23 protein-coding genes are annotated in these 22057 nt (G+C 71.5%); 11 read left to right on the forward strand and 12 right to left on the reverse strand.

Annotated elements, in window-relative coordinates:
* Window positions 1-8 precede the first annotated feature (8 nt).
* Window positions 9-305 carry a hypothetical protein gene (locus tag ABWI07_RS13230; RefSeq protein WP_353818679.1) on the reverse strand — a complete coding sequence of 99 codons (297 nt, stop codon included), beginning with the start codon at window positions 303-305 and terminating at the stop codon, window positions 9-11.
* 5 nt (window positions 306-310) lie between these two features.
* Entirely contained in the window at window positions 311-505 is a 195-nt protein-coding gene (locus ABWI07_RS13235; RefSeq protein ID WP_149263468.1) for a DUF1059 domain-containing protein, read from the reverse strand.
* A 194-nt stretch (window positions 506-699) separates the two neighbouring features.
* On the opposite strand from ABWI07_RS13235, the gene ABWI07_RS13240 reads away from it, so the two are divergent.
* Entirely contained in the window at window positions 700-1194 is a 495-nt protein-coding gene (locus ABWI07_RS13240; protein ID WP_353818680.1) for an Imm21 family immunity protein, read from the forward strand.
* Here ABWI07_RS13240 and ABWI07_RS13245 read toward each other — a convergent pair.
* Window positions 1191-2138 (reverse strand): helix-turn-helix transcriptional regulator, encoded by a 948-nt coding sequence (locus ABWI07_RS13245; RefSeq protein ID WP_353818681.1) that lies wholly within the window; start codon window positions 2136-2138, stop codon window positions 1191-1193. The two genes, ABWI07_RS13240 and ABWI07_RS13245, sit on opposite strands and share 4 nt — an antisense overlap.
* 67 nt (window positions 2139-2205) lie before the next feature.
* Between ABWI07_RS13245 and ABWI07_RS13250 the strand changes: the two genes are divergently transcribed.
* From ABWI07_RS13250 to ABWI07_RS13280, 7 genes are all read left to right on the forward strand, one after another.
* On the forward strand, window positions 2206-2775 hold the full coding sequence (locus ABWI07_RS13250) for a DinB family protein (protein ID WP_353818682.1): 570 nt from the start codon (window positions 2206-2208) through the stop codon (window positions 2773-2775).
* Between the two features lies 1 nt (window position 2776).
* The gene (locus ABWI07_RS13255) at window positions 2777-3214 is read left to right on the forward strand and encodes a VOC family protein (protein ID WP_149263471.1); all 438 of its coding nucleotides are present in this window, start codon (window positions 2777-2779) and stop codon (window positions 3212-3214) included.
* A 221-nt stretch (window positions 3215-3435) separates the two neighbouring features.
* A complete protein-coding gene (locus tag ABWI07_RS13260) occupies window positions 3436-3768 on the forward strand; it encodes a hypothetical protein (RefSeq protein ID WP_353818683.1) in 333 nt (110 codons plus the stop codon).
* 46 nt (window positions 3769-3814) lie between these two features.
* On the forward strand, window positions 3815-5407 hold the full coding sequence (locus tag ABWI07_RS13265) for an FAD-binding oxidoreductase (RefSeq protein ID WP_353818684.1): 1593 nt from the start codon (window positions 3815-3817) through the stop codon (window positions 5405-5407).
* Between the two features lie 9 nt (window positions 5408-5416).
* Complete coding sequence (locus ABWI07_RS13270; RefSeq protein WP_353818685.1) at window positions 5417-6964, forward strand: serine/threonine-protein kinase; 1548 nt, start codon at window positions 5417-5419, stop codon at window positions 6962-6964.
* Window positions 6965-7141: 177 nt separating this feature from the next.
* A complete protein-coding gene (locus ABWI07_RS13275; protein ID WP_353818686.1) occupies window positions 7142-8557 on the forward strand; it encodes a hypothetical protein in 1416 nt (471 codons plus the stop codon).
* A gap of 5 nt (window positions 8558-8562) precedes the next feature.
* Entirely contained in the window at window positions 8563-8820 is a 258-nt protein-coding gene (locus ABWI07_RS13280) for a hypothetical protein (RefSeq protein WP_353818687.1), read from the forward strand.
* Between the two features lie 112 nt (window positions 8821-8932).
* Here the strand turns inward: ABWI07_RS13280 and ABWI07_RS13285 are convergent, their stop codons facing one another.
* Window positions 8933-9496: a TetR/AcrR family transcriptional regulator gene (locus tag ABWI07_RS13285; protein WP_353818688.1), complete on the reverse strand. Its 564-nt coding sequence runs from the start codon at window positions 9494-9496 to the stop codon at window positions 8933-8935.
* A 103-nt stretch (window positions 9497-9599) separates the two neighbouring features.
* Between ABWI07_RS13285 and ABWI07_RS13290 the strand changes: the two genes are divergently transcribed.
* Window positions 9600-10514: an SDR family oxidoreductase gene (locus ABWI07_RS13290; protein WP_353818689.1), complete on the forward strand. Its 915-nt coding sequence runs from the start codon at window positions 9600-9602 to the stop codon at window positions 10512-10514.
* Window positions 10515-10564: 50 nt separating this feature from the next.
* Here ABWI07_RS13290 and ABWI07_RS13295 read toward each other — a convergent pair whose 3' ends face one another.
* The 4 genes from ABWI07_RS13295 to ABWI07_RS13310 form a co-directional block, all read right to left on the reverse strand.
* A complete protein-coding gene (locus tag ABWI07_RS13295; protein WP_353818690.1) occupies window positions 10565-13333 on the reverse strand; it encodes an alkaline phosphatase family protein in 2769 nt (922 codons plus the stop codon).
* Window positions 13334-13336: 3 nt separating this feature from the next.
* The gene (locus tag ABWI07_RS13300) at window positions 13337-14686 is read right to left on the reverse strand and encodes an ABC transporter permease (protein WP_353818691.1); all 1350 of its coding nucleotides are present in this window, start codon (window positions 14684-14686) and stop codon (window positions 13337-13339) included.
* A complete protein-coding gene (locus ABWI07_RS13305) occupies window positions 14683-15660 on the reverse strand; it encodes an ABC transporter ATP-binding protein (RefSeq protein ID WP_149263480.1) in 978 nt (325 codons plus the stop codon). Before ABWI07_RS13305 ends, ABWI07_RS13300 begins: the two co-directional genes overlap by 4 nt.
* Before the next feature lie 230 nt (window positions 15661-15890).
* Window positions 15891-16718, reverse strand: a complete 828-nt coding sequence (locus ABWI07_RS13310; RefSeq protein ID WP_353818692.1) for an NmrA family NAD(P)-binding protein — start codon at window positions 16716-16718, stop codon at window positions 15891-15893.
* Between the two features lie 80 nt (window positions 16719-16798).
* On the opposite strand from ABWI07_RS13310, the gene ABWI07_RS13315 reads away from it, so the two are divergent.
* The gene (locus tag ABWI07_RS13315) at window positions 16799-17656 is read left to right on the forward strand and encodes an oxidoreductase (protein WP_149263481.1); all 858 of its coding nucleotides are present in this window, start codon (window positions 16799-16801) and stop codon (window positions 17654-17656) included.
* A 23-nt stretch (window positions 17657-17679) separates the two neighbouring features.
* On the opposite strand, the gene ABWI07_RS13320 is transcribed toward ABWI07_RS13315, so the two are convergent.
* The gene (locus ABWI07_RS13320) at window positions 17680-18555 is read right to left on the reverse strand and encodes an alpha/beta fold hydrolase (RefSeq protein WP_149263482.1); all 876 of its coding nucleotides are present in this window, start codon (window positions 18553-18555) and stop codon (window positions 17680-17682) included.
* Between the two features lie 77 nt (window positions 18556-18632).
* On the opposite strand from ABWI07_RS13320, the gene ABWI07_RS13325 reads away from it, so the two are divergent.
* Window positions 18633-19340 (forward strand): glycerophosphodiester phosphodiesterase, encoded by a 708-nt coding sequence (locus ABWI07_RS13325; protein ID WP_235037293.1) that lies wholly within the window; start codon window positions 18633-18635, stop codon window positions 19338-19340.
* Window positions 19341-19368: 28 nt separating this feature from the next.
* Here ABWI07_RS13325 and ABWI07_RS13330 read toward each other — a convergent pair whose 3' ends face one another.
* From ABWI07_RS13330 to ABWI07_RS13340, 3 genes are all read right to left on the reverse strand, one after another.
* Entirely contained in the window at window positions 19369-20820 is a 1452-nt protein-coding gene (locus ABWI07_RS13330) for a DEAD/DEAH box helicase (protein ID WP_235037281.1), read from the reverse strand.
* A 493-nt stretch (window positions 20821-21313) separates the two neighbouring features.
* Window positions 21314-21601: a GlsB/YeaQ/YmgE family stress response membrane protein gene (locus tag ABWI07_RS13335; protein WP_149263485.1), complete on the reverse strand. Its 288-nt coding sequence runs from the start codon at window positions 21599-21601 to the stop codon at window positions 21314-21316.
* A 126-nt stretch (window positions 21602-21727) separates the two neighbouring features.
* On the reverse strand, window positions 21728-21961 hold the full coding sequence (locus ABWI07_RS13340) for a DUF3107 domain-containing protein (protein ID WP_149263486.1): 234 nt from the start codon (window positions 21959-21961) through the stop codon (window positions 21728-21730).
* Window positions 21962-22057 lie beyond the last annotated feature (96 nt).

The raw sequence follows: 22057 nt of genomic DNA on the forward strand, positions 1-22057 counted from the left end.
CCTTCACATCACAGCGAGTCGTCCCGCATGACGTCCAGGTTCAGGAACCGGGGACCGTCGCTGCACAGCGCCTCCATCTCCCCGGCGAGGCGCCGGGTCTCGGGCAGGTCGCTGTTGCGCATCGCCTCCTCGTAGGACGGGAACTCGACGATGTCGACGAAGTGCGACGGGTCCTCGCGATCGTGGGTGTGCAGCTCGTGCGTCGCGGTGCGCTTGCCCTCGCTGATGCTCGCCCACTCGTCGAACAGCCCGTCCATCTCGTCCTGGCGTTCGGTGCGGTAGTCGATGATCTGTACGAAGCTCATAGGGCTCAACCCCCCACCGTCGCGCGCTCGTTCTTGAGGTGGGTGCGGATCTCCTCGCGGAGCTCCGGGGTGTCGTCGTGCCCGTGGACCGAGGCGGCGTGCTCGGCGGCGGCGCGGACGACCTCGTCCTCCTCGCCGCTGATGGTGAGCGTGCAGCCCATCTCGCTCGGCATGTCCCTGCAGTCGGCCACCTTGCGCATGCTTCCCCCTCGCCGGCCGGGCGCCCGCGCGCGAGGGGAGTCGTGCATGGCGGCGGCGCCCCGTCCGGCCGTCGTTCCCGCCGTATCGCCACATCTTCACAATCCACCTTAATCGTCGCATTTGGCCACGTCACGGGGGAGGATGTCCGACACGCGGTGTACGTTGACGCCTCCGGCGACGAGAGGGTGTGCCTATGGACTGGGTCGAGTCCGGCGGGGGACCGCTGCTGGCCGCGCCCGCGTCGCAGCTCGCCCGCTGGGAGGGCTCCACCGACGACGAGGGTCCCGTCGAGACCTGGGGCGACTACGGTCGCGCCTGCGCGGTCGAGGGCTACATCGGGCTGGTCGGCGTCGGAGCCGGGCAGGGCCTCGTCCTCGGCGACGAGCCCGCCACCACGACGTACCTGCCCGACGAGCGCCTCTTCGTGCGCTGGGCGGCGGCCGACTCCGAGTCCGAGCTCGTCGACGCGGCCAGGCAGGCCGTCCACGACGTCGAGTGGGAGGAGGAGCTCGGCTGGGACGTCGACGGCCCCGTCGTCCTGTTCGACTCCGCCTGGCCGGGCGCGACCCCCGAGCCCGGCAACCACCTCAAGATCGACCTTGCCCCGGGCCGCTACCGCGTGCGCGCCGCCTACACGAAGGACGAGCGCACCTGGATGATCCTCGTCCACCTCCAGCCGGCGTCCTAACGGGCCATCGCCGCCAGGCGCCGGGCGAGCCGCGCGGCGGCCTCCCGCAGCTCCGCGGGCTCCAGCACCTCCACTCCGAAGCCCAGCCTGGCCACGTGCAGGGCGAGGGAGTCGAGGTCCGCCGCGCCGACGACGAGGACGCACCAGCCTTCGCGATCGTCCTCGACCCGTCCCACCTGGGGAGGGACCAGCTCCCGGACCCGGTCGGGAGGGGCGTGCACCCGGATCCGCGCGAGATGCCGGTACGGGGCCTCGGCCACGGCCCGCTGCACGTAGGCGACCGGGTCGGGATGTTCCCTCGGCCGGAACCGCCAGGTCGTCGCCGCGGCCTCGCGCATCCGGTCCAGCCGGAAGGTGCGCCAGCCGTCGCGGTCGACGTCCCACGCCATCAGGTACCAGCGGCGTCCGGTGGCGACCATCCGCACCGGCTCCACCGTGCGCTCGCTCTCCCCGCCGCCGCGCCGGGGGTAGCGGAACCGCACCCGGACCTCGTCGCGGCACGCCCGCGCGAGCGTCACCAGCAGTTCCGCGTCGATCTCGACGCCCGGCCCGACGAGAGTCTCGGTGGCGCCGTGCACCGCCCGCACCTCGGCGCGCAGCCGGGGCGGCATCACCTGGTCGAGCTTCGCCAGCGCCCGAAGCGCCGCCTCGCCCGCCCCGGCGACCGTGCCTCCCGACGCCATCCGCAGGGACACCGCCGTCGCGATCGCCTCCTCGTCGTCGAGGAGCAGCGGCGGCAGCCGGGTGCCCGCGCCCAGCCGGTACCCGCCGCCCACGCCCGCCGTCGCGTGCACCGGGTACCCGAGCGCGCGCAGACGCTCCACGTCGCGCCGCACCGAACGGTCGGTGACGCCCAACTCGGCGGCGAGAGCGTCGGCGGTCCAGGACGCCCGCCGCTGGAGCAGCGCCAGCAGCCGCAGGACCCGCTCAGTCGTCCCCTCCACGCTCACGCCTGCATCGTCCCACGAATCGCGGACCGTAGCTGTCCGCGATTGCCGCCACACTGGCCCCATGACCGACACCTGGAATCCGCTGCTCCGGGAGCAGATCACCTGGCACTGGGACAACCAGCTGCGTCCTCGGATCAGCGGCCTCACCGACGACGAGTACTTCTGGGAGCCCGCGCCCGGTTGCTGGAGCGTGCGCCCGCGCGGCACCGGCACCGCGCCCGTGCAGGCCGGTGCCGGTGCGATGACCACCGACTTCGCGATGACGAGGCCCGACCAGGCCCCGCTCACCACGATCGCCTGGCGGCTCGCGCACGTGATCGTCGGTGTGCTGGCGGTGCGCAGCGCCGCCCACTTCGGGCGCGCGCCCACCGACTACCAGGCGTTCGAGTACGCCGCGACGGCGGACGAGGCACTGGCCCAGCTCGACGCGGAGTATGAAACATGGCTGGCCGGGGTCGAATCCCTCGGCGAGACCGGCCTCGCCCGCCCGTGCGGCGAAGCTGAGGGGCCGTACGCCGAACGACCCCTGGCGGCGCTGGTCCTGCACATCCACCGGGAGCTGATCCACCACCTCTCCGAGGTGTGCCTGCTCCGCGACCTCTACCTGCACACTCACAAGGAGGCGAGCTGACATGGCCCGCGACGTCCAGATCACCTTCGACTGCGCCGACCCGGCCGCGCTGGCGGCCTTCTGGGCCGAGGCCCTCGGCTACCGGCTGCAGGACCCGCCCGGCGGTTTCGCCTCGTGGGACGACGCCCTGGAGGCGATGGGCGTCCCGCCCGAGAACCGCAACGACGCCTCGGCGGTGGTCGACCCCGAGGGTGCCGGGCCCCGGCTGTTCTTCCAGCGCGTCCCGGAGGGCAAGCAGGCCAAGAACCGCGTCCACCTCGACGTGCGAGCCGCGCCCGGCCTCGACGGCGACGCGAGGATGGCGGCCCTGGAGGCCGAGGCCGAGCGCCTCGTCGCCCGCGGCGCCACCCGTCTCCAGCGCCACGACCCGGAACCCCCGCTGGGGGCCGGCCACATCGTGATGACCGACCCCGAAGGCAACGAGTTCTGCCTCGACTGACGCCCGGTCATTCGCCGCGTCCGAGGCAGCCGTGGAGGCCGGGCGGGCGGTGCCCCGAGTCACCTCACTTCGCGGACGGCGGACTCGTCTGAGAGACCCGGAGCCGCCGCGCCCGTTCGAACCAGCGCGAGATCGGGGGAGCGTTCGAGCCGTTCAACGGCACGGCCGCCGCGAACAGGCTGACCGACCTCCTGCTCACGCACATCAAGCTGGCCGTTCCGGTGCTTGAGGCCGCGCAGGCCGGCGACCGGGCCAGACTGCGGGACGCCATGGCCGCGTGGTACGCGAACGCCAGGCAGATCGCCGACTTCCTCACCAAGCTCAACCCGCGGAACTGGCCCCGGTCGGCGACGCGGCCGATCATGAGGGAGCACATCACCCAGACGAAGGTGTACTCGGTCGATCTCCTCAAGGGCGACTACAAGCAGTCGATCATCGACTTCGAGCTCGCCCTCCGGCACATGCTGAAGCTGTCCGACATCCTCGCCGGCGGCATCATCGCGCAGTTCCCGGACAGGTTCCGCGGCTCCGCCGAAGGAGGCCGGGCCGGGTAGCCGACGTGCCGGGGCGTCCCGCATCGCCATGGCGCATCATGGTGCGATGCGGTCTTGGTGGGGTTGGGGAAATCTGCGGGACGCGGTCGCGGGTGCGGAGCGGGCGGCGCTGGTCGAGCGGGTGGCGGCGCTGCTCCCCGGCGCCGAACTGCTCGACCACGAGCCCCCGGCGATCGGCGACCTGGACCTGCGCCCCCCGCGGATCGCCGCGCCCCCGTCGCTGGCCGCCCTCTGTTCGGACGACCCGTCCGACCGGCTCGGCCACGCGCGCGGCAAGGCGTTCCGGGACGTCGTCCGCAACCTGCTGGGCGACGTGGGCGAGGTCCCCGATCTGGTGTTGAGGCCACGCACCGAACGCGACGTGGTCGACGTCCTGGACTGGTGCACCGGCGCGGGGATCGCCGTCATCCCCTACGGCGGCGGCAGCTCGGTCGTCGGGGGCGTCGAGCCGCGCTTCGCCGGGCCCGCGATCAGCCTCGACCTGGGCCGCCTCGCCGACGTCCTCGACATCGACACCACCGCCAGGGCGGCCCGGATCCAGGCGGGCGTCTACGGCCCGGCGCTGGAGGACCGGCTGCGGCCGCACGGACTGACCCTGCGGCATTTCCCCCAATCCTTCGAGTTCTCCACGCTCGGCGGTTGGCTCGCCACCCGCGCGGGCGGCCACTACGCCACCGTGCTCACCCACATCGACGACCTGGTCGAATCCCTGCGGGTGGTGACCCCCGTGGGAGTGAGCGAGTCGCTGCGGCTGCCCGGTTCGGGCGCGGGCCCGTCCCACGACCGGCTGTTCCTGGGCTCCGAGGGGACCCTGGGCGTCATCACCGAAGCGTGGATGCGCCTGCAGGAACGGCCCCGCTGGCGCGCGGGAGCGTCCGTCCTCTTCGACGACTACGACGACGCCGTGGCCGCGACCCGGGCCTTGGCGCAGTCCGGCCTGAACCCGGCGAACTGCCGCCTGCTCGATCCCATGGAAGCCCTGCTGAACGCAGGCACCGACGCACCGGGCGGGGTGCTCGTGCTGGGCTTCGAATCAGCCGACCACCCGGTCGACGCGTCACTGGAACGGGCACTGGAGTCGTGCCGCGACCACGGCGGCGACCCGCAGCCCCGCTCGAAGCGCGACGCGTCCGACACCTGGCGCACCGCGTTCCTGCGCATGCCCTACCAGCGCGACGCCCTCGCCGCCCACGGCATGATCGTCGAGACCTTCGAGACGGCCTGCACCTGGAGCGCCTTCCCCGCCCTGCGCGAGGCGGTCCTTTCGACAGCGCAGCAGGCCATGCGCGCGGTCGGCGCCGAAGGCGTGGTGACCTGCCGCTTCACCCACGTCTACCCGGACGGCCCGGCCCCCTACTTCGGTGTCTACGCGTCCGGCCGCTGGGGCTCCACGGTGTCCCAGTGGGACGAGATCAAAACCGCGGTATCCGACGTCATCTCCGCCCACCGCGCCACCATCACCCACCATCACGCCGTCGGCCGAGACCACCGCCCCTGGTACGACCGCCAGCGCCCGGCCCCCTTCGCCGCCGCCCTGCGCGCGGTCAAATCCACCCTCGACCCGGGAGCAATCCTCAACCCCGGCGTCCTGCTGGCTCCCGACGCCGCACCGCCCACGGGGACGAACGGGGGACTGTAAAGTCCGATCATGGGCTGGGACGGCGATGGCGTGCTGGCGGGCCGGTACCAGAACCTGGGGCTCATCGGGCAGGGCGGGATGGGATCGGTGTGGCGGGCCCGCGACCCCGAGCTGGGCCGAGAGGTCGCCATCAAGGAACTGCGAATCGCCGAGCAGGTCACCGAGCAGGAACGCTCCGTCTGGTACGCGCGGACGGAACGGGAGGCCCGGGCCGCCGCCCGGCTGAGGCATCCCGGCATCGTCACGGTCTACGACCGGGTGATGGGCGAGGACGGCCGCCCATGGATAGTGATGGAACTGATCCGGGGGCGGTCGCTGGGGGCCCTGCTGGCCGAGCAGGGCAGGCTCCCCGCGCGCCAGGCCGCCGCGATCGGGCTGGCGGTGCTGGACGCGCTGTCGGCCGCGCACGCACAGGGCATCGTCCACCGCGACGTCAAACCGGCCAACGTGCTGCTGGAAGGCGACCGGGTCGTCCTCACCGACTTCGGCATCGCGGCGGTGGAAGGCGACGCGACCCTCACACGCTCGGGCGCGGTACTGGGCACACCCGCCTACATGTCCCCGGAACAGGTGCACGGCGAGCCCGCCACCCCCGCCTCGGACCTGTGGGCGCTCGGCGCCACCCTCTACGCGGCTGTGGAGGGGCGCCCACCGTTCACCGCCCCCACCCACGGCGCTCTGTTCATCGCCATCGCCACCCAGGAACCCGACCCGCCCCAGTGCGGTGGACCACTCGCACAGCTCCTGAACGGCCTGCTCCGCAAGAACCCCGCCGACCGGCCGTCTCCCGCGCAGGCCCGCGAACTGCTCAATGCCGTCGCTGACGAGGGCGAACGACCTCCCGCCCTGGATCGGCCGTCCGCCCCAGGGCCCGAGACCCGCATCGACACCGCACCGGGCGGTGCTCGTGACCATCCGGTCGCGGTTCGGGGCGCTCTCACCGCCGCCTGGGTGGCCGTCGCCGCCGTCGTGCTGCTGCCACGCGACTTCGCCGACCCCATCGGCCTGATGATCCTCCTGGACGAAGGCCCGCACTGGCTGGGAGGAGTCCTGGCGTTGGCGGTCCTCCTCTCTTTCGGACTGTGGAACCTCACGCACAGGCCGGGGCTCACCCTCGCGGCCGTCGCCGTGCTCGACCTGCTGCTCTCCTTGGCCGCCCCGAGTTCCTACGACGCGGTCGTGATCAGTGAACTGGGCGTGGGGGACGCCCCCGACATCGGGGTGGGAACGATCTTGGCCTGGCTCGCGGGCGCGGTCGCGCTCATGTTCGCGTTCGCGGGGGTGAACAAGCCGCTGATCGAGCGGCCGGCCCGCGCCGGACACCGTCACGCATTGCTCAGGACCGTCGTCATCATCGAAGGCGCCGCGGCAGTGATGTGGCTGCCGTTCGCCTTCTTGGCCTGGGGAATGGAAATGGACGCGGACATGAGCAGGCACGTCGGCTCCGACGCCCGTGCCTGGGCCCTCGTAGGTTCTCTCGGCTTCGTGCTCGTCGCGTGGATCACCACTCAGACCGTTCTTCGGCAGAGCCACCGCAGGACCGATCCCGTCCGGTGACCTGGACGCTCCAGATGCCCTGGAGGCTCGTCCGACATGCCCGCGAAGGAGACTTGACGGCCTAAGTCGGATTGGTCCAGTCTCTCGGAGGTAAGTCGGCGCCAGCACCCCGCAGGCATCTGGACACCGTTCGGCACCGGCGCCGCATTCGTCCGGCAGTCGAAAGGGCTGACACGCGTGGGTGTCGACCGCACCGGCAACACCTCTGACAGCGGTACCGAGAACGTCGAGAAGCCGCCTGCCCGGGACAGGGTATGGCGTCCTGTCGACCAACCGGGCTCACCCGGACAGCCGTCCCGCCTGGCAAGCCTGGCAGCCGCCCGCGAAGCCCAAATCCAGCGGCGTAACGAGCAGTCACCGCCTCCAGGTGAGAAGCCCGGAACCGAAGCAGAGACGGAGACCCCGAAAGACGACCGGCCCCTGGCCGCCGCGCCGGGGGAGGACGCAGAACAGAAGACGGACGAGGATCCGGTCGAGACCGAGGACACCGTCACAAGCGGAGAGCGCGGGGGTGCGGAGCGACCTGAGGAACTCGCGGACGAGGACGCCGAGGACGAGTCCGACGATGCTCGCGATAAGGATGCCGCGCCGGAGCCCGAAGACGAGCCGAAGAACTCCTCGGGGAGTGACCGCTGGGAGGAGCTCGAAGACCGCGGGGCATCCGGCGAGGCGGCAAGCCGGCCCACCGAGACCGGTTCGACGGAGCCGCAGGATGAATCGGCTGGTCGGGACGAACTCTCCTCTGAGGGACAGAAGGACGCGGCCGACGCCGAGACCACCGATGCCGAGACGGCAGAGAGCGGTGACGCGTGGCGCGAACACGTCGACGATATGAGAGCCAAGTGGGCCGACCTCGGAGCGGAACGGACTCCTGACAGACCGCCGGAAGAGAACGACGAAGGTGAGGACCTCCAGGGGGAAGGCACGAGCGAAGGACCAAGCGACCTTTCAGGAGACGAGCCCGGCTCCTGGCGTGGAGACGGCGATCAGTATCTGAATTTCGAAGAGAACTATGCCGTTGATCGTTCTCTCGGCCGCTTGCGCGATCAAGAAACCGATGTTACTGATGGATTGAAGACGCAGGAAGCCGAGATGGCTGATGTGAAACTGGTTGGCCTTGAGTATCGTTTAAAGGGCGAAGAAAGGTTCAAGGAGAAGGTGGCCGAGAAACTTGCGGCCGAACTTCGCAAGAGTCCTACTGAGGCGGCGGAGTCGATATCGGACGGTCTTCGATATACCTACCAGATTCCCGTCGATTCGTACACTCAGGGATATCGGCAGATTGTCGGCGGACTAAAGGGTGATGGCCATGAGATGGTTTTTTGTAGAAATTCTTGGGGTGCCTCGGAATATAAAGGCGTAAATACCAGATGGCGAACGCCGAGCGGTCAGCTGTTCGAAGTTCAGTTCCATACACCGGAGAGCTTTGAGGCGAAGCAGTTGACTCATAAGGCATATGAGCGGCAAAGGAATCCGCTGACCGGCGGTCAGGAGAGGGTGAAGCTGAAAGCCTTCCAGCGGGAGGTTTCAGCTGGTATTCCCATCCCTGCTGACGTCGGCGATATAGCGAACTACCGGAAAGAAGGGTACTAGCGGGCATGTCTGAGGAGAAGGTTATCTACTATGCGATCACCGGCGGGGGCAAGACGGTCGATGCTCCACACGGAATAGTTCGACGGCGCACCTCGGACGAGATCGGCATCGTGGACGAAGCATTGCATCGGGATCTTCAATGGCATGGTACCGGCATCATCGTCGAGTGGGAGCATGCGAGTTTCGATGACGAATTGGAAGAGGTCAGTGAAGAGAAGGCGATGCAGATCGTTGAAGCCTTCCGTGCGGGCGGTCCCTACTGAAACACCGGTGGGCAAGGTTCCGGCCGGTGCCGGGGGCGGGGCCCTTTTGCAAGGCGGGTGTGCGTCTGGTTCTAAGTGCTGCACCGTGGGCCTGAAGCGCTGTGGGGAGGGCTCAGGCGGCGGTCACGGTTTTCAGGGTGGCGAGTGACTCGCGGAGGATCTCGGCCAGTTCCTGGTCGGTGGGCGTGGTCAGCCAGCGGTCGAAGGCGACCTTGAAGACGGCGATTCCGGTTTCGGCGGTCAGGGGGGCGGTCGGGTCGGGGACGCCCCGGCGGCGGAGGGCGTCGGCCAGGGTGGAGGCCAGGGTCGCCAGCTTGATCAGTTCGCGTTCGCGGAGTTCGGTGTTCGCGTTGATGACGGCCTGGCGGCGGCGGGCGTGGGCGCGGCGGCCCGCGAAGATCGCGCTGACGGCGTCCAGGGCGGCGGCCGTCGCGTCGAGCGGTGACGCGCCGTCGGGGGCGTCGGCCACGGCCTTCGTGAGGACGTCCTGGAGCAGGGACGAGCCCGCGAACAGGACCTCGCGCTTGTCGGCGTAGTGGCGGAAGAAGGTCCGCTCGGTGAGGCCTGCGCGGGCGGCGATCTCCGCGACCGTCGTCTTCTCGTAACCGCGTTCGCCGTAGAGGTCCAGCGCCGCTTCTTCGAGCCGGCCCCGCGCGTTCGGCTCCCATCGCCCCATGGCCTCGATCCTAGCTCGATGACAGTCACTGTCATAGGCGAGCTATGGTGATGACAGTGACTGTCGTCGCTTGGACGATGGATCGGGTCGTTGGAGGTTTCTCATGCGCGTTTTCGTCACCGGGGCGTCCGGCTGGATCGGCTCGGCGCTCCTCCCGGAACTCATCGGCGCGGGGCATCAGGTCATCGGGCTCGCGCGGTCGGACTCCGCGGCCGCCAAGCTGGCGGCGGCCGGGGTCGAGGTGCGGCGCGGCACGCTCGACGATCTCGACGCCCTGCGGGAGGGGGCCGAAGCGGCGGACGGTGTGGTCCATCTCGCGTTCAAGCACGACATCGCGTTCGCGGGCGGGTTCCAGGAGGCCGCCGAGGCCGACCGCCGGGCCGTCGAGGCGTTCGGTGGTGCGCTCGCCGGGACGGACAAGCCCTTCGTGCTCGCCTCCGGCCTGCTCGGGCTCGCGCCCGGGCGGGTGGCGACCGAGGAGGACGGGCGTGAGCCCGTCGAAGGGGAGGGGGTGCAGGCTCGGCAGGCCACCGCGCAGCTCGCGCTCTCGTTCGCGGCGCGCGGTGTCCGCTCGTCCATCGTCCGGCTTCCACCGACGGTGCACGGCGACGGCGACCCGGGCTTCGTGGCCGTGCTGGTCGGCATCGCACGCGAGAAGGGCGTCTCCGGACACATCGGGGACGGAGCCAACCGATGGCCCGCGGGGCATGTGTCGGACGCCGCGCGGCTGTTCCGGCTGGCGCTGGAGAAGGCCCCGGCGGGGTCGGCGCTGCACGCGAACGACGATGAGGGCGTGTCGCTGCGGGACGTGTCCGAAGTGATCGGACGCCGTCTCGGCCTGCCCGTGGCGTCCATCGCCCCTGAGGACGCCGCCGGGCACTTCGGGTGGCTCGCCGGAGCCGTGGGCATGGACGCTCCGGCGTCCAGCGCGCTGACCCGCGAGCTGCTGGGGTGGAGCCCGACCGGCCCGAGCCTCATCGACGATCTGGAGAAGGGGCACTACTTCCAGGCCCCGTGAACGGCGGCACGGCCCGCCGGGGTCGCCGGCGGGCCGTGGGGTCGCGGAGATCAGCCGTCGGTCTCCGGGGACGGCAGGTAGCGGCCGGGGACCTCGTCCGGGGTGAGGACCTTCTTCTCACCCGGGTAGGGCGTGGCCCAGTCGTGCGACTGGTACCAGGTGAAGTGGTCCATCATCACGGGGTTGGCGCGGTCCGGCATCGTGGTCGACCCGTTCTGGGCCTGCTTGCGCTGCCAGGCCGTCCACGCGTCGGCGATGCGCTGCTGGTCGGCGCTCAGTGCGGCCGGCTTGGCCGACGCCGCTCCGGTCGGGGTGTCGTTGCCGCAGGCCGGCGGGGTGGCCAGGCCGTCGGTGAGCGGCACCTGGTTGGGCTTGGCGGTGAACGGCGTGAAGTCGGGCTTGGTGGTGAAGGCCCGGCTCATCGGGGTCGCGGCGCTGTCCTTCTGGTTCATCGGCTGGATCCCGAGGATCTGCTCGATGGTGCGGATCATGGTGATCTGCGTGTAGTAGCGGCTGTCCACCGTGCCGTGGTTCGCCCACGGGCTGATGATCTGGACGGGCCCGCGCGCGCCGTCGACGTGGTCGACGCCGTTCTGGGTGTCGTCCTGGATCACGAAGATCGCGGAGTCCTTCCACCACTTGCTGTGCGAGATCGTCTCGACGATCCTGCCCACGGCCAGGTCGTTGTCGGCGACCTGGGCGACCGAGTTCGGCGCGCCGCCGGTGTGGTCGCTGGAGAGCCAGAACATGTTGAGGTTGGCCGGGCCGTTGGCCGCGAAGTGCCGCTTCCACATCTCGTACCGGTAGATGTCCGGGATGTTGGTGTCGTACTTCGGGTAGTCGTGCACCGTGATCTTGTTGAGCGACGGGATCGGCGACTGGGTGTCGGTCTTGAGGGCGGTGTTCTGACCGGTGTCCGCCATGGTGCGGGCGTCGCAGTAGAACTTCTGCCACGTCGCGCCCGCGGGCTTGGTCAGGAACTGGGTGAACTCGCCGAAGTTGAGGGCGCTCTTGCCGGCGGCCGCGGCACCGGTCCACAGGAAGCCGGTGCGCTGGTGGCCCAGCGCGTCGTCCTCGGTGTCGTAGCTGCGCTCGTACAGGCCGGCGCTGGACTCGGTGTACTCCGGGTTGTCGGCCTGCACCAGCCAGTTGTGGCCCTCGGCGGAGTTGGTGCCGATGGAGTAGGTGTTGTCGTAGAGGCCGAACTGGCGCGCCAGGGCGTGCTGGTTCGGGGTCACCTTCTCGCCGAACTGCGCCATCGACGGGTCGCCGTTGCCGCGCGGGTCGTCGCCGAAGAGCTGGTCGTAGGTGCGGTTCTCCTTGACGATCAGGAAGACGTGCTTGATGGTCGACGGGTCGCCGAGGCGCCGCGGGACGGGCACGGCGCGCTGCGGCCTGCCCTTGGCGGGCTTGACGTCGTTCCTGCCCCAGCCGTTCTGCGCGAAGACCGTCGCCGTGGACTTGGCGATCACCTTGTCGGACGGCAGCCGGAACCGGAGCAGCGAGCCGGTCGAGTCGTGGGTGTTGTGGCCGGTCGCCGGCTTCGTCCCGGCGCCCTTGTCGATGGTGCGCGTCGGGCCGCGCTCACCGATGCCCCGCATGTTGGTGACGACCACGTTCTCGCCGACGGTGGTCACCTCCGCCGGGTAGTAGTCCGTCGGGAGGAGGCCGACGTAGCGGACCGGCGCCTGCGGCGAGGTGTAGTGGTAGACGGCGACCGCGTTGGCGCGGCCGAGCGTGACCAGCAGGCGGCCGTCCTTGGTGAGGGTCACGCCGTTCGGGGCGTACCCGACGTCGGACTGCGGCCAGGGCCGGGTCGCGATCGTCTGGACGACCTTGTCCTTGGAGGTGTCGATGACCGAGACCTGGTCGTCGAAGGTGTCGGTGACGAAGAGCGCGCCGCGGGCCGCGTGCAGCGCGGTCGGGTGCAGGCCGACGTCGATGGAGCGGACCTCGGCGTCCGGCTCGGCGACGTTGATCACGCTCACGGTGCCGGTGGTCGTCGCCCCCGTGTCCGGGTTCGCCGGAACGTCGGTGCCGTAGGAGTTCATCGTCGTCTCGCCGGGCTTGGCCGGACGGCCGCCCTCGTTGCTGACGTAGAGCTTGCCCCCGACGAGCGCCAGGCCGCGCGGTGCGGTGCCCACGGTCCAGCTCCGCCGGATCGCGCCGGTCGCGGGGTCCATCGCCACGACGCGGTTCTGGCCGTTGACGGCTGCGTACACGGTCGCGCCGTCGGCGGCGAAGACGGCCTGGGCGGGAATGGCCTTCTTCTGGCCCTGAGCGGCGATGGTGATGAACGTGGGGGCGCCGAGGGTGCCGTCGTCCTTCACCGGGAAGCGGTTGAAGCCGGTGGCCTGCGGCAGCCACAGCGTCTTGCCGTCCGGCGAGTAGGCCGGCCCCTCCTGCCCGACGTTGTTGCTGCTGATGCGCACGCCGGCGGACTTGTCGGTCCCCGCCTGCTGAAGGATCTTGTAGGTCTTCAGGTCGACGATGGTGAGGGCGATTCCCCGGTCGTTGGTGAGCGCCGCCAGGTGGCGGCCGTCCGGGCTGACCGTCGAGGCGAGCAGCTTGCCGTTGTCGACGAGCAGGCGGTCGCCGATCGGCTTGATGATCTGGTCGCTGGCGAGTTGCAGGCCGCCGTCCTCGGTGGTGGAGCCGACCTGGTTGGAGCCGAACACCTCGGTGGAGGCGAGGGCGACTCCGCCGCCGCCCAGGGTGAGGGCCGCGGTGCCGGCCGCCACGAGGCGGGTCCGGCGGCCGGTCCGCGAACCGAAGAGCCCGGTCCGGGCCTTCGGGACGCGTTGGCGCGTGACGTGCATCTGTTACTCCTCCGGAGCACTTGCGAGCAGGTCGACGTGCCCGTCGAACTGCCACAGGGGGTTGGGTGCGTCCCCGGTCGGGGTGCGGATCTGGAAGTAGCCGTTGACCTCCTTGGGGCCGTCGCCGTCGGCGACGTACCGCCCGTTCGCGGTGACGTCGAGCTGGTAGATGGCGCTGCCCACGGCGGTCGCCCCGGGCAGGTGCCAGGACACGACGCACCGCCAGTCGTTGCCCGGCCCCTCGTCGGCGACGCGGGATCCGCCCTTGTCGCAGGACGCGGTGACCCGCAGCTCCGCCTCGGTGACGTCAGGACGGTGGAGCTGCCGCGTCTGCAACCGGTAGAGGTGGCCGTACACCGTGGCGAGGGAGTTCTGGACCTTCGTCCGCTCGATCCCGGAGCCCTCGGCCGGGGTCGTGGCGCTGACCAACGCGAAGGTGAGGACGACCAGGCCCGTCAGCGGAAGCGCTCCCGCGACGAGGACGCGCCGTCCCGACCCCTCGTAGGACGGGTCGGTGAAGTCGCGGCGCAGGAACAGGCGGTAGGCCAGCGCGGTGGCGACGACCGCCCACGCCAGGCTCACCGCGAGGCCGATGACGAGGGGGCGGGCCTGGACGGGGCTGGTGAACAGGCCGCGCCAGGCGAGGAAGCCGTGGCTCGGCAGGGCCGTCCGAACGGCCACCGGCAGCGGGAGCAGCTGCGCGAGCTGCAACGCGAAGGCGAGCAGCGCCGGCATCAGCAGCCCCATGGGGGAGCGGCCCAGGGCGACCGATCCGAGGAGGCCGACGGCCGCGAACGCCAGCGTCGGCGCCAGCACGCACGCCCACGCGAGCAGCACGGTGCCGGCCGCGTCCCCCGGGGAGAGGAGGTGGCCGTCCAGCCCGACGAGCGGATGGCCGCCGACCGCCGCCAGGCCCCCGGCGATGCCCGACCCGGCCAGCCCCGCCACCAGCAGGAGGAGCACGGTGACGCTGGCGAGGCCCTTCGCCACGAAGATCCGCCGCGGCGAGCGGACCGCCATGAGGAGATGGCGCCATGTGCCCAGCCGGTCCTCGGCGGCGAACACGTCGCCGGCCACCAGCGCCGTCAGCAGCGGCAGCGCCCAGCTGCACGAGAAGTCGAGGACGACCAGCGGCCCCGCCCAGCCGGTCGCGTGCATCCAGCGGCCGAAGACCGTGTCGGTGGGCAGCATGCTCTGCAGGCTCACCACCGCCACGTAGCCGGCTGGACCGATCCAACAGACGAGCAGCATCAGCCGTGTCCGCCACTGCGAGAGCAGCTTGACCAGCTCGAACCGGTAGCCGCGCACCAGCGGCGCGGGCTTCGCCTCGATCCGGGTGGGTGCGATGGTCACGCCGCGTCCTCCTCGTCGGCCGCGTCGGTCGCGGCGGTCCGTCCGGTTCCGGTCAGGGCCAGGAACGCGGCTTCCAGCGGCGGCACCACGGGCGCCAGTTCCCGCAGCGCGACGCCGGCCTCCACCAGCCGCACCACCAGGTCCTCGATGACCGGCACGGCCCCGCGGACCACGAGCGCGTCGGCGTCCTGCCGGCCGGCGCCGTCGCGGCGGGACGGGACGGCGAGCCCCGGCAGGTCCGCCGCCACCCGGCGGGCCGCGTCCGGATCGGAGGTGAGCAGCCGGTAGTCCAGTTCGCCGCTCTCGGCGGCGAGCTTGCCCACCGTCCCGGAGAAGACGACCCGCCCGGTGGCGAGGACGGTGACCTCGGAGCACAGCGCGGCGAGGTCGTCCATCCGGTGGCTGGACAGGACCACCGCGGTCCCGTCCGCGGCGAGCCGGGTGATGACGCGGTGGACGTGGCGCTTCCCGGCCGGGTCGAGGCCGTTGGCCGGCTCGTCGAGGACGAGCAGCCGCGGTTCGGTCAGCAGCGCGGCGGCCAGCCCCAGCCGTTGGCGCATGCCCAGCGAGAAGCCCCGGATGCGGTCATCGGCGACGTCCGTCAGCCCGACCTGCTCCAGCGCGTCGTCCACACCGGCGTCGCGGGAGCCGTGCCCGCGCAGCGAGGCCAGAGCCGCGAGGTTCTGCCGCGCGGTGAGCGACGGGTAGAGCCCGGGGCCGTCCACGAAGCCCGCGACGCCGCCGGGGACGGCGAGCGTCCGTCCCACCGGCGCGCCCAGGATCTCCAGGCTTCCGCCGTCGGCGACGGCCAGGCCCAGCAGCAGGCCCAGCAGCGTCGTCTTGCCCGCGCCGTTGGGGCCGACCAGGCCGTGGACCTGCCCCTCGGCCACGTCGAGGTCGACGCCGTCGAGCGCGACCACGTCCCCGAAGGTCTTCCTGATCCCGCGACCCCGGACTGCGGGGCTGTGCTCCATGGCGCTCTCCCTTGCTCGCCCTCCGGCAAGAGGAAGCTAAGGAGCGCGGTTGGCCTTCGGAGATCGCGTAGGCGAACGTTGGGCGAATGGGGCTCATCCGGGGCGCCATGAAGCGGCGAATCGGCTAGGGAGCCGCGCAGTGGTCCTTCCGGAGCTCCCGGGGGGCCGGCCGGGGAGAGGGCCAGCCCTCCACGCGCCGGTCGTGGCGGACCCCGCGGGCGGGAATCCCGTCAGCGGAAGTCGGAGGCGTGGTCTTCCGCCCACTGGCGGAAGGTGCGGGCCGGGCGGCCGAGGAGGCGTTCGACGGTGTCGGTCACGCGCTCCGGCTCGTCCACGAAGCCCTGCCAGGCCTTCAGCCGGGCCTGGACGAAGGCGGCGTCGCCCCAGGCGGCGGTCAGCTGCTCGCGGGCGATCTCCGGGGGCAGGTCCTCCCAGCGCACCTCGCGTCCGACGACCTCGCCGATGATGCGGACCTGCTCCCGGTGGGTGAGCGACTCGGGGCCGGTGACGACGTAGGCGGCCCCGTCGTGGCCGGGGGTGGTGAGGGCATGGACCGCGACGTCCGCGATGTCCCGTTCGTGGATCAGGGAGCGCGCGGCGTCCCCGTAGGGCCAGCGGACGACGCCCCGCCTGATCTGGTCGGCCCACGCAAGGGTGTTGGCGGCGAAGTCGATCGCGCGCACGAACGTCCAGGCGAGCCCCGACCTGCGGATCAGCCGCTCGATCTCCTGATGGAAGGACGCGGCGGGCTCGCCGTCCGCGAGATCGGCCACGTCCGTGGAGAGGTAGACGACGTGCCGGGCGCTGCGTGCGATCGCGTCGACGGCGCGCGAGTCCACCGGAAGGCCGGGCCACATCAGGTAGACGGCGTCCACGCCCCGGGCGGCGCGCTCCAGCGTCTCAGGGGAGCTGAGGTCTCCCTTGACGGCGTCGATCCCGGCGGGCGCGCCCGCGGTGTCGCGGACCAGCGCGCGGACGGCATGGCCCGCTTCGGCCAAGGACGCGGCGACGTGCCGCCCCACCCGCCCCGTCGCCCCGGTCACCAGGTAACTGCTCACGGCCCCCGACCGTAGAACCTCAACCTCACTTGAGGTCAAGAAGGCGCGATCTCCGTGCTGGGCGTCTATCGTCAATGATCATGACTGCTGGAAGCTGGACGCTGGGCGGAGATCTGAAGGTCGCGCGGATCGGTTACGGCGCGATGAAGCTGACCGGATGGCCGAAGGGAGACCCGCCCGGCAGGGAGACCGCGCTGGGCATCCTGCGCCGGGCCGTGGAGCTCGGGGTGAACCACATCGACACCTCGCACTACTACTCGCGCGGCGGAGTGGCGGCGAACGAGCTGATCCGGGAGGCCCTGCACCCCTATCCGGACGACCTTGTGATCGTCACCAAGGTGGGCGCGCTGGTCGAGGGTTCTGATCTCGCCCTTCCCGCGGAGCGGAAGAAGGGCCTCGCCCCGGACGGCCTGCGCCGCGGCGTGGAGGCGAACCTGCGCTCGCTGGGAGTCGACCGCCTGGACGTGGTGAACCTGCGGATGGGCGACCTCGACCGGAGCGAGACGCCCTTGGCCGGACCCCTGGAAACGCTGCTCGCGCTTCGGGAGGAGGGCCTCATCCGCCACCTCGGAGTCTCCAACGTCACTCCGGCCGAGTTCGCCGAGGCCCGCCGGATCGCGCCGATCGCGTGCGTCCAGAACCTCTACAACGTGTCCCAGCGGGACGACGACCCGCTCGTGGACGCCTGCGCGGAGGCGGGGATCGCCTACGTCCCCTTCTTCCCCGTCGGCGGGTTCACCCCGGTCACTGCGGAGCACCTGGAGGCCGTCGCCGCCCGGCACGGCGCGACCGTCCCGCAGGTGGCCCTGGCATGGCTCCTCGCCCGCTCCCCGAACATCCTCCTGATCCCCGGCACGGGCTCACCGGCCCACCTGGAGGAGAACATCGCGGCCGGCGCCCTCACCCTGACCGAGCAGGACCTCGCCGAACTCGGATGACGGAGCGGCCCGTCCGGGCGCGGCTACTTGAGGGCGCGCTCGGTGTCGGCCCAGTGGGACAGGAGGGCGGCGGCGGTGGTTTCGGGGGCGTCCCAGGCGGGGGAGTGGGCGGCGCCGGGGATGACGACCTTGGAGGCGTTGAGCCTTTCGGCCATCGCGGCCTGCTCGCGGGGGTCCCAGGCGTCGTCGTCCTCGCCGTAGAGGACGAGGGTGCGCAGGCCCGTGTCGGCGCAGTGCTTGGCCAGCTCGTCGACGCGGTCGGGGGCGGTGAGGATCTCGTCGGCCATGCGGGTCAGGCCCTTCTCGGAGTTGCCGAGGGTGCGGGCCTTGAGGAAGGCGACGATCTCGCGCTGGACGCCGCGGCCGAGGTAGTCGGGTTCGAGGCTGAGCTCCCAGATCTGCTCCATGCCGAGCTCGGGGATGGCGTCGCGCAGGGCGCGGGCCCTGGCGGCGGCCTGGCCGCCGACGGCGGCGGGCCCCGAGCTCATCACGGTGAAGGACGCGGGGCGGGCCCCGGAGAGCACGGCCTCGCGGCACACCAGGCCGCCGAAGGAGTGGCCGACCAGGTGCACGGGGTCCGGGCCGAGGGCCGTCAGGAGGGCCGCGACGTCGGCGCCGAGGGCCGCGCGGGTGTAGGCGCTCTCGTCGTCGGGGCCGAGCGTCTCGTACTGCCCGCGCATGTCGATCGCGACGACGCGGCGGCCGGACGCTGCGAGGGTCTCCAGGACGGCGAGGAAGTCCTCCTTGCTCCCGGTGAGGCCGGGCACGAGGAGGGCGGGGCAGCGGTCGGGCGCGCCCGATCCCGGGAGGGCCTCCAGCGCGGCGAACGGGCCGCGGGAGGTCTCGACGGTCGTCCGGCGAACACCGGGGGGCAGACTCACGAACCGGGGCGTACTCACGGTGGAAACCTTAGTCAATGGGTGGCTACGTGCTTCGGTAAGAAATCTTCGGTGGTAGCGTCACCAGCGTGGTCGCCATGCCTGCCATCTCCGCGCACCGCCGTGACGAGGCGGGCCTGACGGGTCTCGGCGAGGCCGCCGCGTCCGGCGCCGAGTACGTGGAGATCGACATCAGGCGGACCGGGGACGGCCGCCTCGTCGTCCACCACGACCCCGAGATCGGCGGGCTCCGGCTGAACCGGCTCAGCTACGCGCGGATCCAGGAGCTCGCGGTGCGCCCCGTGCCGCTGGTCGCCGACGCCATGAAGATCATCGCTGGCCGGGCCCAGGGGCACCTGGACCTCAAGGAGCGCGGCTGCGAGCACGAGACCGTGGCGCTCGCCGTGGAGGCGTTCGGCACCGAGAACTTCGTGGTGACGACCCGCGAGATCACGTCCCTCATGGAGATCAAGAAGAGCTTCCCCGGGGTGCGCACGGCCCTGTCGGTCGGGCGCAACCTGTGGGAGCGGGGCGCCGCGCACGACTTCGCGCCGCTGCGGCTGATCCGGCGGGCGGGGGCCGACATGGTCGCCCTCAACCACCGGCTCGCCCGCGTCGGCGTGCTGCGCCAGTGCGGGCGCGCCGGGATCCCCGCCATGATCTGGACGGTCAACGCCGAGCCCGTCATGCGCCGGTTCCTCGGCGATCCGCGGGTCGCCGTCCTCGTCACCGACCATCCGGGCCTCGCCCTCAGGATGCGCGAGGGGGGAGACCCGGGGAGAACGCGAGCCGCGAGACCTGGCTGAGTCTCGCGGCCGTGTGCTCCGCCGCCGGTCAGGCGGTCTGGGACGTCTCGGCGGTGCCGCTCCCGGTCGCGGCCGGCTTGCCGGCGCGGGTGCGGCGGCGGGTCCGGCTGCGCTTGCGCTCGGTGGCGACCGCGTCGACCACGTTGTCGGTGGCGGCGGCGGTCTCGGTCTCCCGCGCGGTCGCCTCGACCGGCTGGCCCGCCCGCGTCCGGGTGCGGTTGCGCTTGCGCCGGCGCGGCCGGGGACGCTCGTGCTCGTGGTCCCGGTCACGGTCGCGGCCGCGGTCGTGGCTGCGGACCTTGCCCGTCTCGCCGATGTCCTCCAGCTCCTCGGCGTCCAGCCCCGCGCGGCCGTTGCGCTTGTCGGCGGGCAGCGTCCCCTTCGTGCCCTCGGGGATGCCGAGCACCTCGAAGAAGTGCGGGGACGTCGAGTAGGTCTCCTCCGGCGCCGCGAACGGCAGGTCGAGCGTGCTGTTGATCAGCTTCCACCGGACGAGGTCGGACCAGTCGACGAGCGTGACGGCGACGCCCTCCTTGCCCGCGCGGCCGGTCCGGCCGATGCGGTGCACGTAGGTGTCGGCGCTGTCGGGGCACTCGTAGTTCACGACGTGGGTGACGTCGTCGACGTCGAGGCCGCGGGCCGCCACGTCGGTGGCCACCAGCACACCGATCTTGCCGTTGCGGAACGCGCGCAGGGCCCGCTCGCGCTGGCTCTGCCCGAGGTCGCCGTGCACGGCGGCGGCGTCGAAGCCGCGCTGCGCGAGGTCGGCGGCCACCCGGTCGCAGGCCCGCTTGGTCTGGCAGAAGACCATGGTGAGCCCGCGGCCCTCGGCCTGCAGCAGGCGGGCCAGCATCTCCGGCTTGTCCATCTGGTGGGCCTGGAAGACGTGCTGGACGACCTGCGGCGTCGCGTCGGACTCGGTGTGCGACTCGGCGCGGACGTTGGTCGGACGGGTCAGGTACCGGCGCGACAGCGCGGCGATCTCGCCCGGCATCGTCGCCGAGAACAGCATGGTCTGGCGCTGCGCCGGGATCCGGTCGATGATCCGCTCGATGTCGGGCAGGAAGCCGAGGTCGAGCATGCGGTCGGCCTCGTCCAGCACCAGGACGCCGACCTTGGACAGGTCGAGGTGCTTCTGCTTGACGAGGTCGAGGAGCCGTCCCGGGGTGCCGACGACGACGTCGACGCCCTCGCGCAGCGCCTCGATCTGCGGCTCGTAGGCGCGCCCGCCGTACACCGACAGGACGCGCGTGCCGAGCTTGCCGCCGGCGACGAGCAGGTCGTCGGTGACCTGGAGGGCCAGCTCGCGGGTCGGCGCGACGACGAGCGCGCGCGGCTCGCGGCCGCCGTGCTCGATGCGCTGCAGCAGCGCGGCGCCGAACGCGAGGGTCTTGCCGGTGCCCGTGCGGGCCTGGCCGATGATGTCGTGCCCGCCCAGTGCGATGGGCAGGGCGAGTTCCTGGATGGGGAACGCCTCCACGATGCCTTCGGCTTCGAGGGCGTCTGCTATCTCGGGTACGACCCCGAGTTCACGAAAGGTAGTCAGGGCTTTCAGCCTCCAATATGCGGGGTCTCCGCTCCCGGGTGCGGCGCGGCTCGCCGGCGTGACGCCGCCCAGTCGGCGTTGTCCGCCGTTCCTGTGGCCGCGCGCTCGCGCGGGAGGGACCAGCCGTTGATCAAAATCCTTCGGCGACCGCAGTCAGGGGTTGAAAGCAGTCACTCGCTGTGGCTGCGTGCGGTCACACTCCGCGACGCAGTGTACCGACCGTTAGTCGCTTACACCAATAGCCGGTCACCGTGCCCAACGTTTCCATGGTTTCATCTATTCCGTCCCGGGCCCGCCAGGCATTACAGGCCCGGCGGGACGGGGGTTCCGGACCGGCCGGGGGACGGCGCGGCGACGGCCACATCCGGACATCCGGAATGACGGAAGCCCCCGCCGGGGCGAGGGCTTCCACCGGGGTGGCGCGGGGTCAGAACGTCCGGTGCTTGGTCCGCCACCCGCGGCCGCGGCCGTGGCCTCGGGTGTTCATCGCGGTCAGCGCCGCCACGCCGAGCGCGGCGATCACCACGGCGAACACGAGCGCGACGATGGTGCCCGCTCCGAGGGCGTCCGCGACGACGCCGCCGAGGATGGCGCCGGCGACACCGATGAGGATCGTCAGCAGGATGCCGATCGGGTTGCGGCCGGGGACGAGAAGCCGCGCGACGGCTCCGATGACGGCACCGACCACGATGAACCAAAGGATCGTCGTGAGCATATCGATCAACCATTCCTTTCCGTGGGCCGGTGGCCCGGGTCGGTGGTCGATATGCCCCTCCTGCCAGGTTGAAACAAAACCCAGGTCAAGGAGAGTGGGAAGGGGGTAAAACCCGGGTCCGGCGGCTCAGGCGTACTGCGTGCCGAAGCCCACGCTGCGCTGCTCGTCCTCGGAGATCTCCAGGTAGCCGACGCGGGCCCCGGGGATGACGACCCGGCCGGCGCGGCGGTCCTTCAGCACCAGCACGCCTTGCGCGTCGGCGAGCGCCGCCTTGAGCGCGTCCTGCACCTCGTCGGCCGTCTGGTCGGTGTCGACCACGAGCTCCTTGGCCACGTTCTGGACCCCGATGCGAACCTGCACGCGCTGCCTCCCGTCGTCCGGCGCGTCCCGCCGACCGCCGGCGGGCTCGCCTTCCGATGGTCGCACGGAGATCGCCGGACGTGCCGACGCCCGGTT

Source organism: Actinomadura sp. NPDC000600 (assembly GCF_040492135.1).
Classification (GTDB): Bacteria; Actinomycetota; Actinomycetes; order Streptosporangiales; family Streptosporangiaceae; genus Spirillospora.

Bases quoted from the DNA above. Each gene is read 5' to 3' on its own strand.
- ABWI07_RS13235 (WP_149263468.1), bottom strand. From the start codon at position 505: ATGCGCAAGGTGGCCGACTGCAGGGACATGCCGAGCGAGATGGGCTGC.
- ABWI07_RS13290 (WP_353818689.1), top strand. From the start codon at position 9,600: ATGCGCGTTTTCGTCACCGGGGCGTCCGGCTGGATCGGCTCGGCGCTC.
- ABWI07_RS13295 (WP_353818690.1), bottom strand. From the start codon at position 13,333: ATGCACGTCACGCGCCAACGCGTCCCGAAGGCCCGGACCGGGCTCTTC.
- ABWI07_RS13280 (WP_353818687.1), top strand. From the start codon at position 8,563: ATGTCTGAGGAGAAGGTTATCTACTATGCGATCACCGGCGGGGGCAAG.
- ABWI07_RS13255 (WP_149263471.1), top strand. From the start codon at position 2,777: ATGGCCCGCGACGTCCAGATCACCTTCGACTGCGCCGACCCGGCCGCG.
- ABWI07_RS13265 (WP_353818684.1), top strand. From the start codon at position 3,815: ATGCGGTCTTGGTGGGGTTGGGGAAATCTGCGGGACGCGGTCGCGGGT.
- ABWI07_RS13270 (WP_353818685.1), top strand. From the start codon at position 5,417: ATGGGCTGGGACGGCGATGGCGTGCTGGCGGGCCGGTACCAGAACCTG.
- ABWI07_RS13250 (WP_353818682.1), top strand. From the start codon at position 2,206: ATGACCGACACCTGGAATCCGCTGCTCCGGGAGCAGATCACCTGGCAC.
- ABWI07_RS13325 (WP_235037293.1), top strand. From the start codon at position 18,633: ATGCCTGCCATCTCCGCGCACCGCCGTGACGAGGCGGGCCTGACGGGT.
- ABWI07_RS13335 (WP_149263485.1), bottom strand. From the start codon at position 21,601: ATGCTCACGACGATCCTTTGGTTCATCGTGGTCGGTGCCGTCATCGGA.
- ABWI07_RS13285 (WP_353818688.1), bottom strand. From the start codon at position 9,496: ATGGGGCGATGGGAGCCGAACGCGCGGGGCCGGCTCGAAGAAGCGGCG.
- ABWI07_RS13305 (WP_149263480.1), bottom strand. From the start codon at position 15,660: ATGGAGCACAGCCCCGCAGTCCGGGGTCGCGGGATCAGGAAGACCTTC.
- ABWI07_RS13230 (WP_353818679.1), bottom strand. From the start codon at position 305: ATGAGCTTCGTACAGATCATCGACTACCGCACCGAACGCCAGGACGAG.
- ABWI07_RS13315 (WP_149263481.1), top strand. From the start codon at position 16,799: ATGACTGCTGGAAGCTGGACGCTGGGCGGAGATCTGAAGGTCGCGCGG.
- ABWI07_RS13240 (WP_353818680.1), top strand. From the start codon at position 700: ATGGACTGGGTCGAGTCCGGCGGGGGACCGCTGCTGGCCGCGCCCGCG.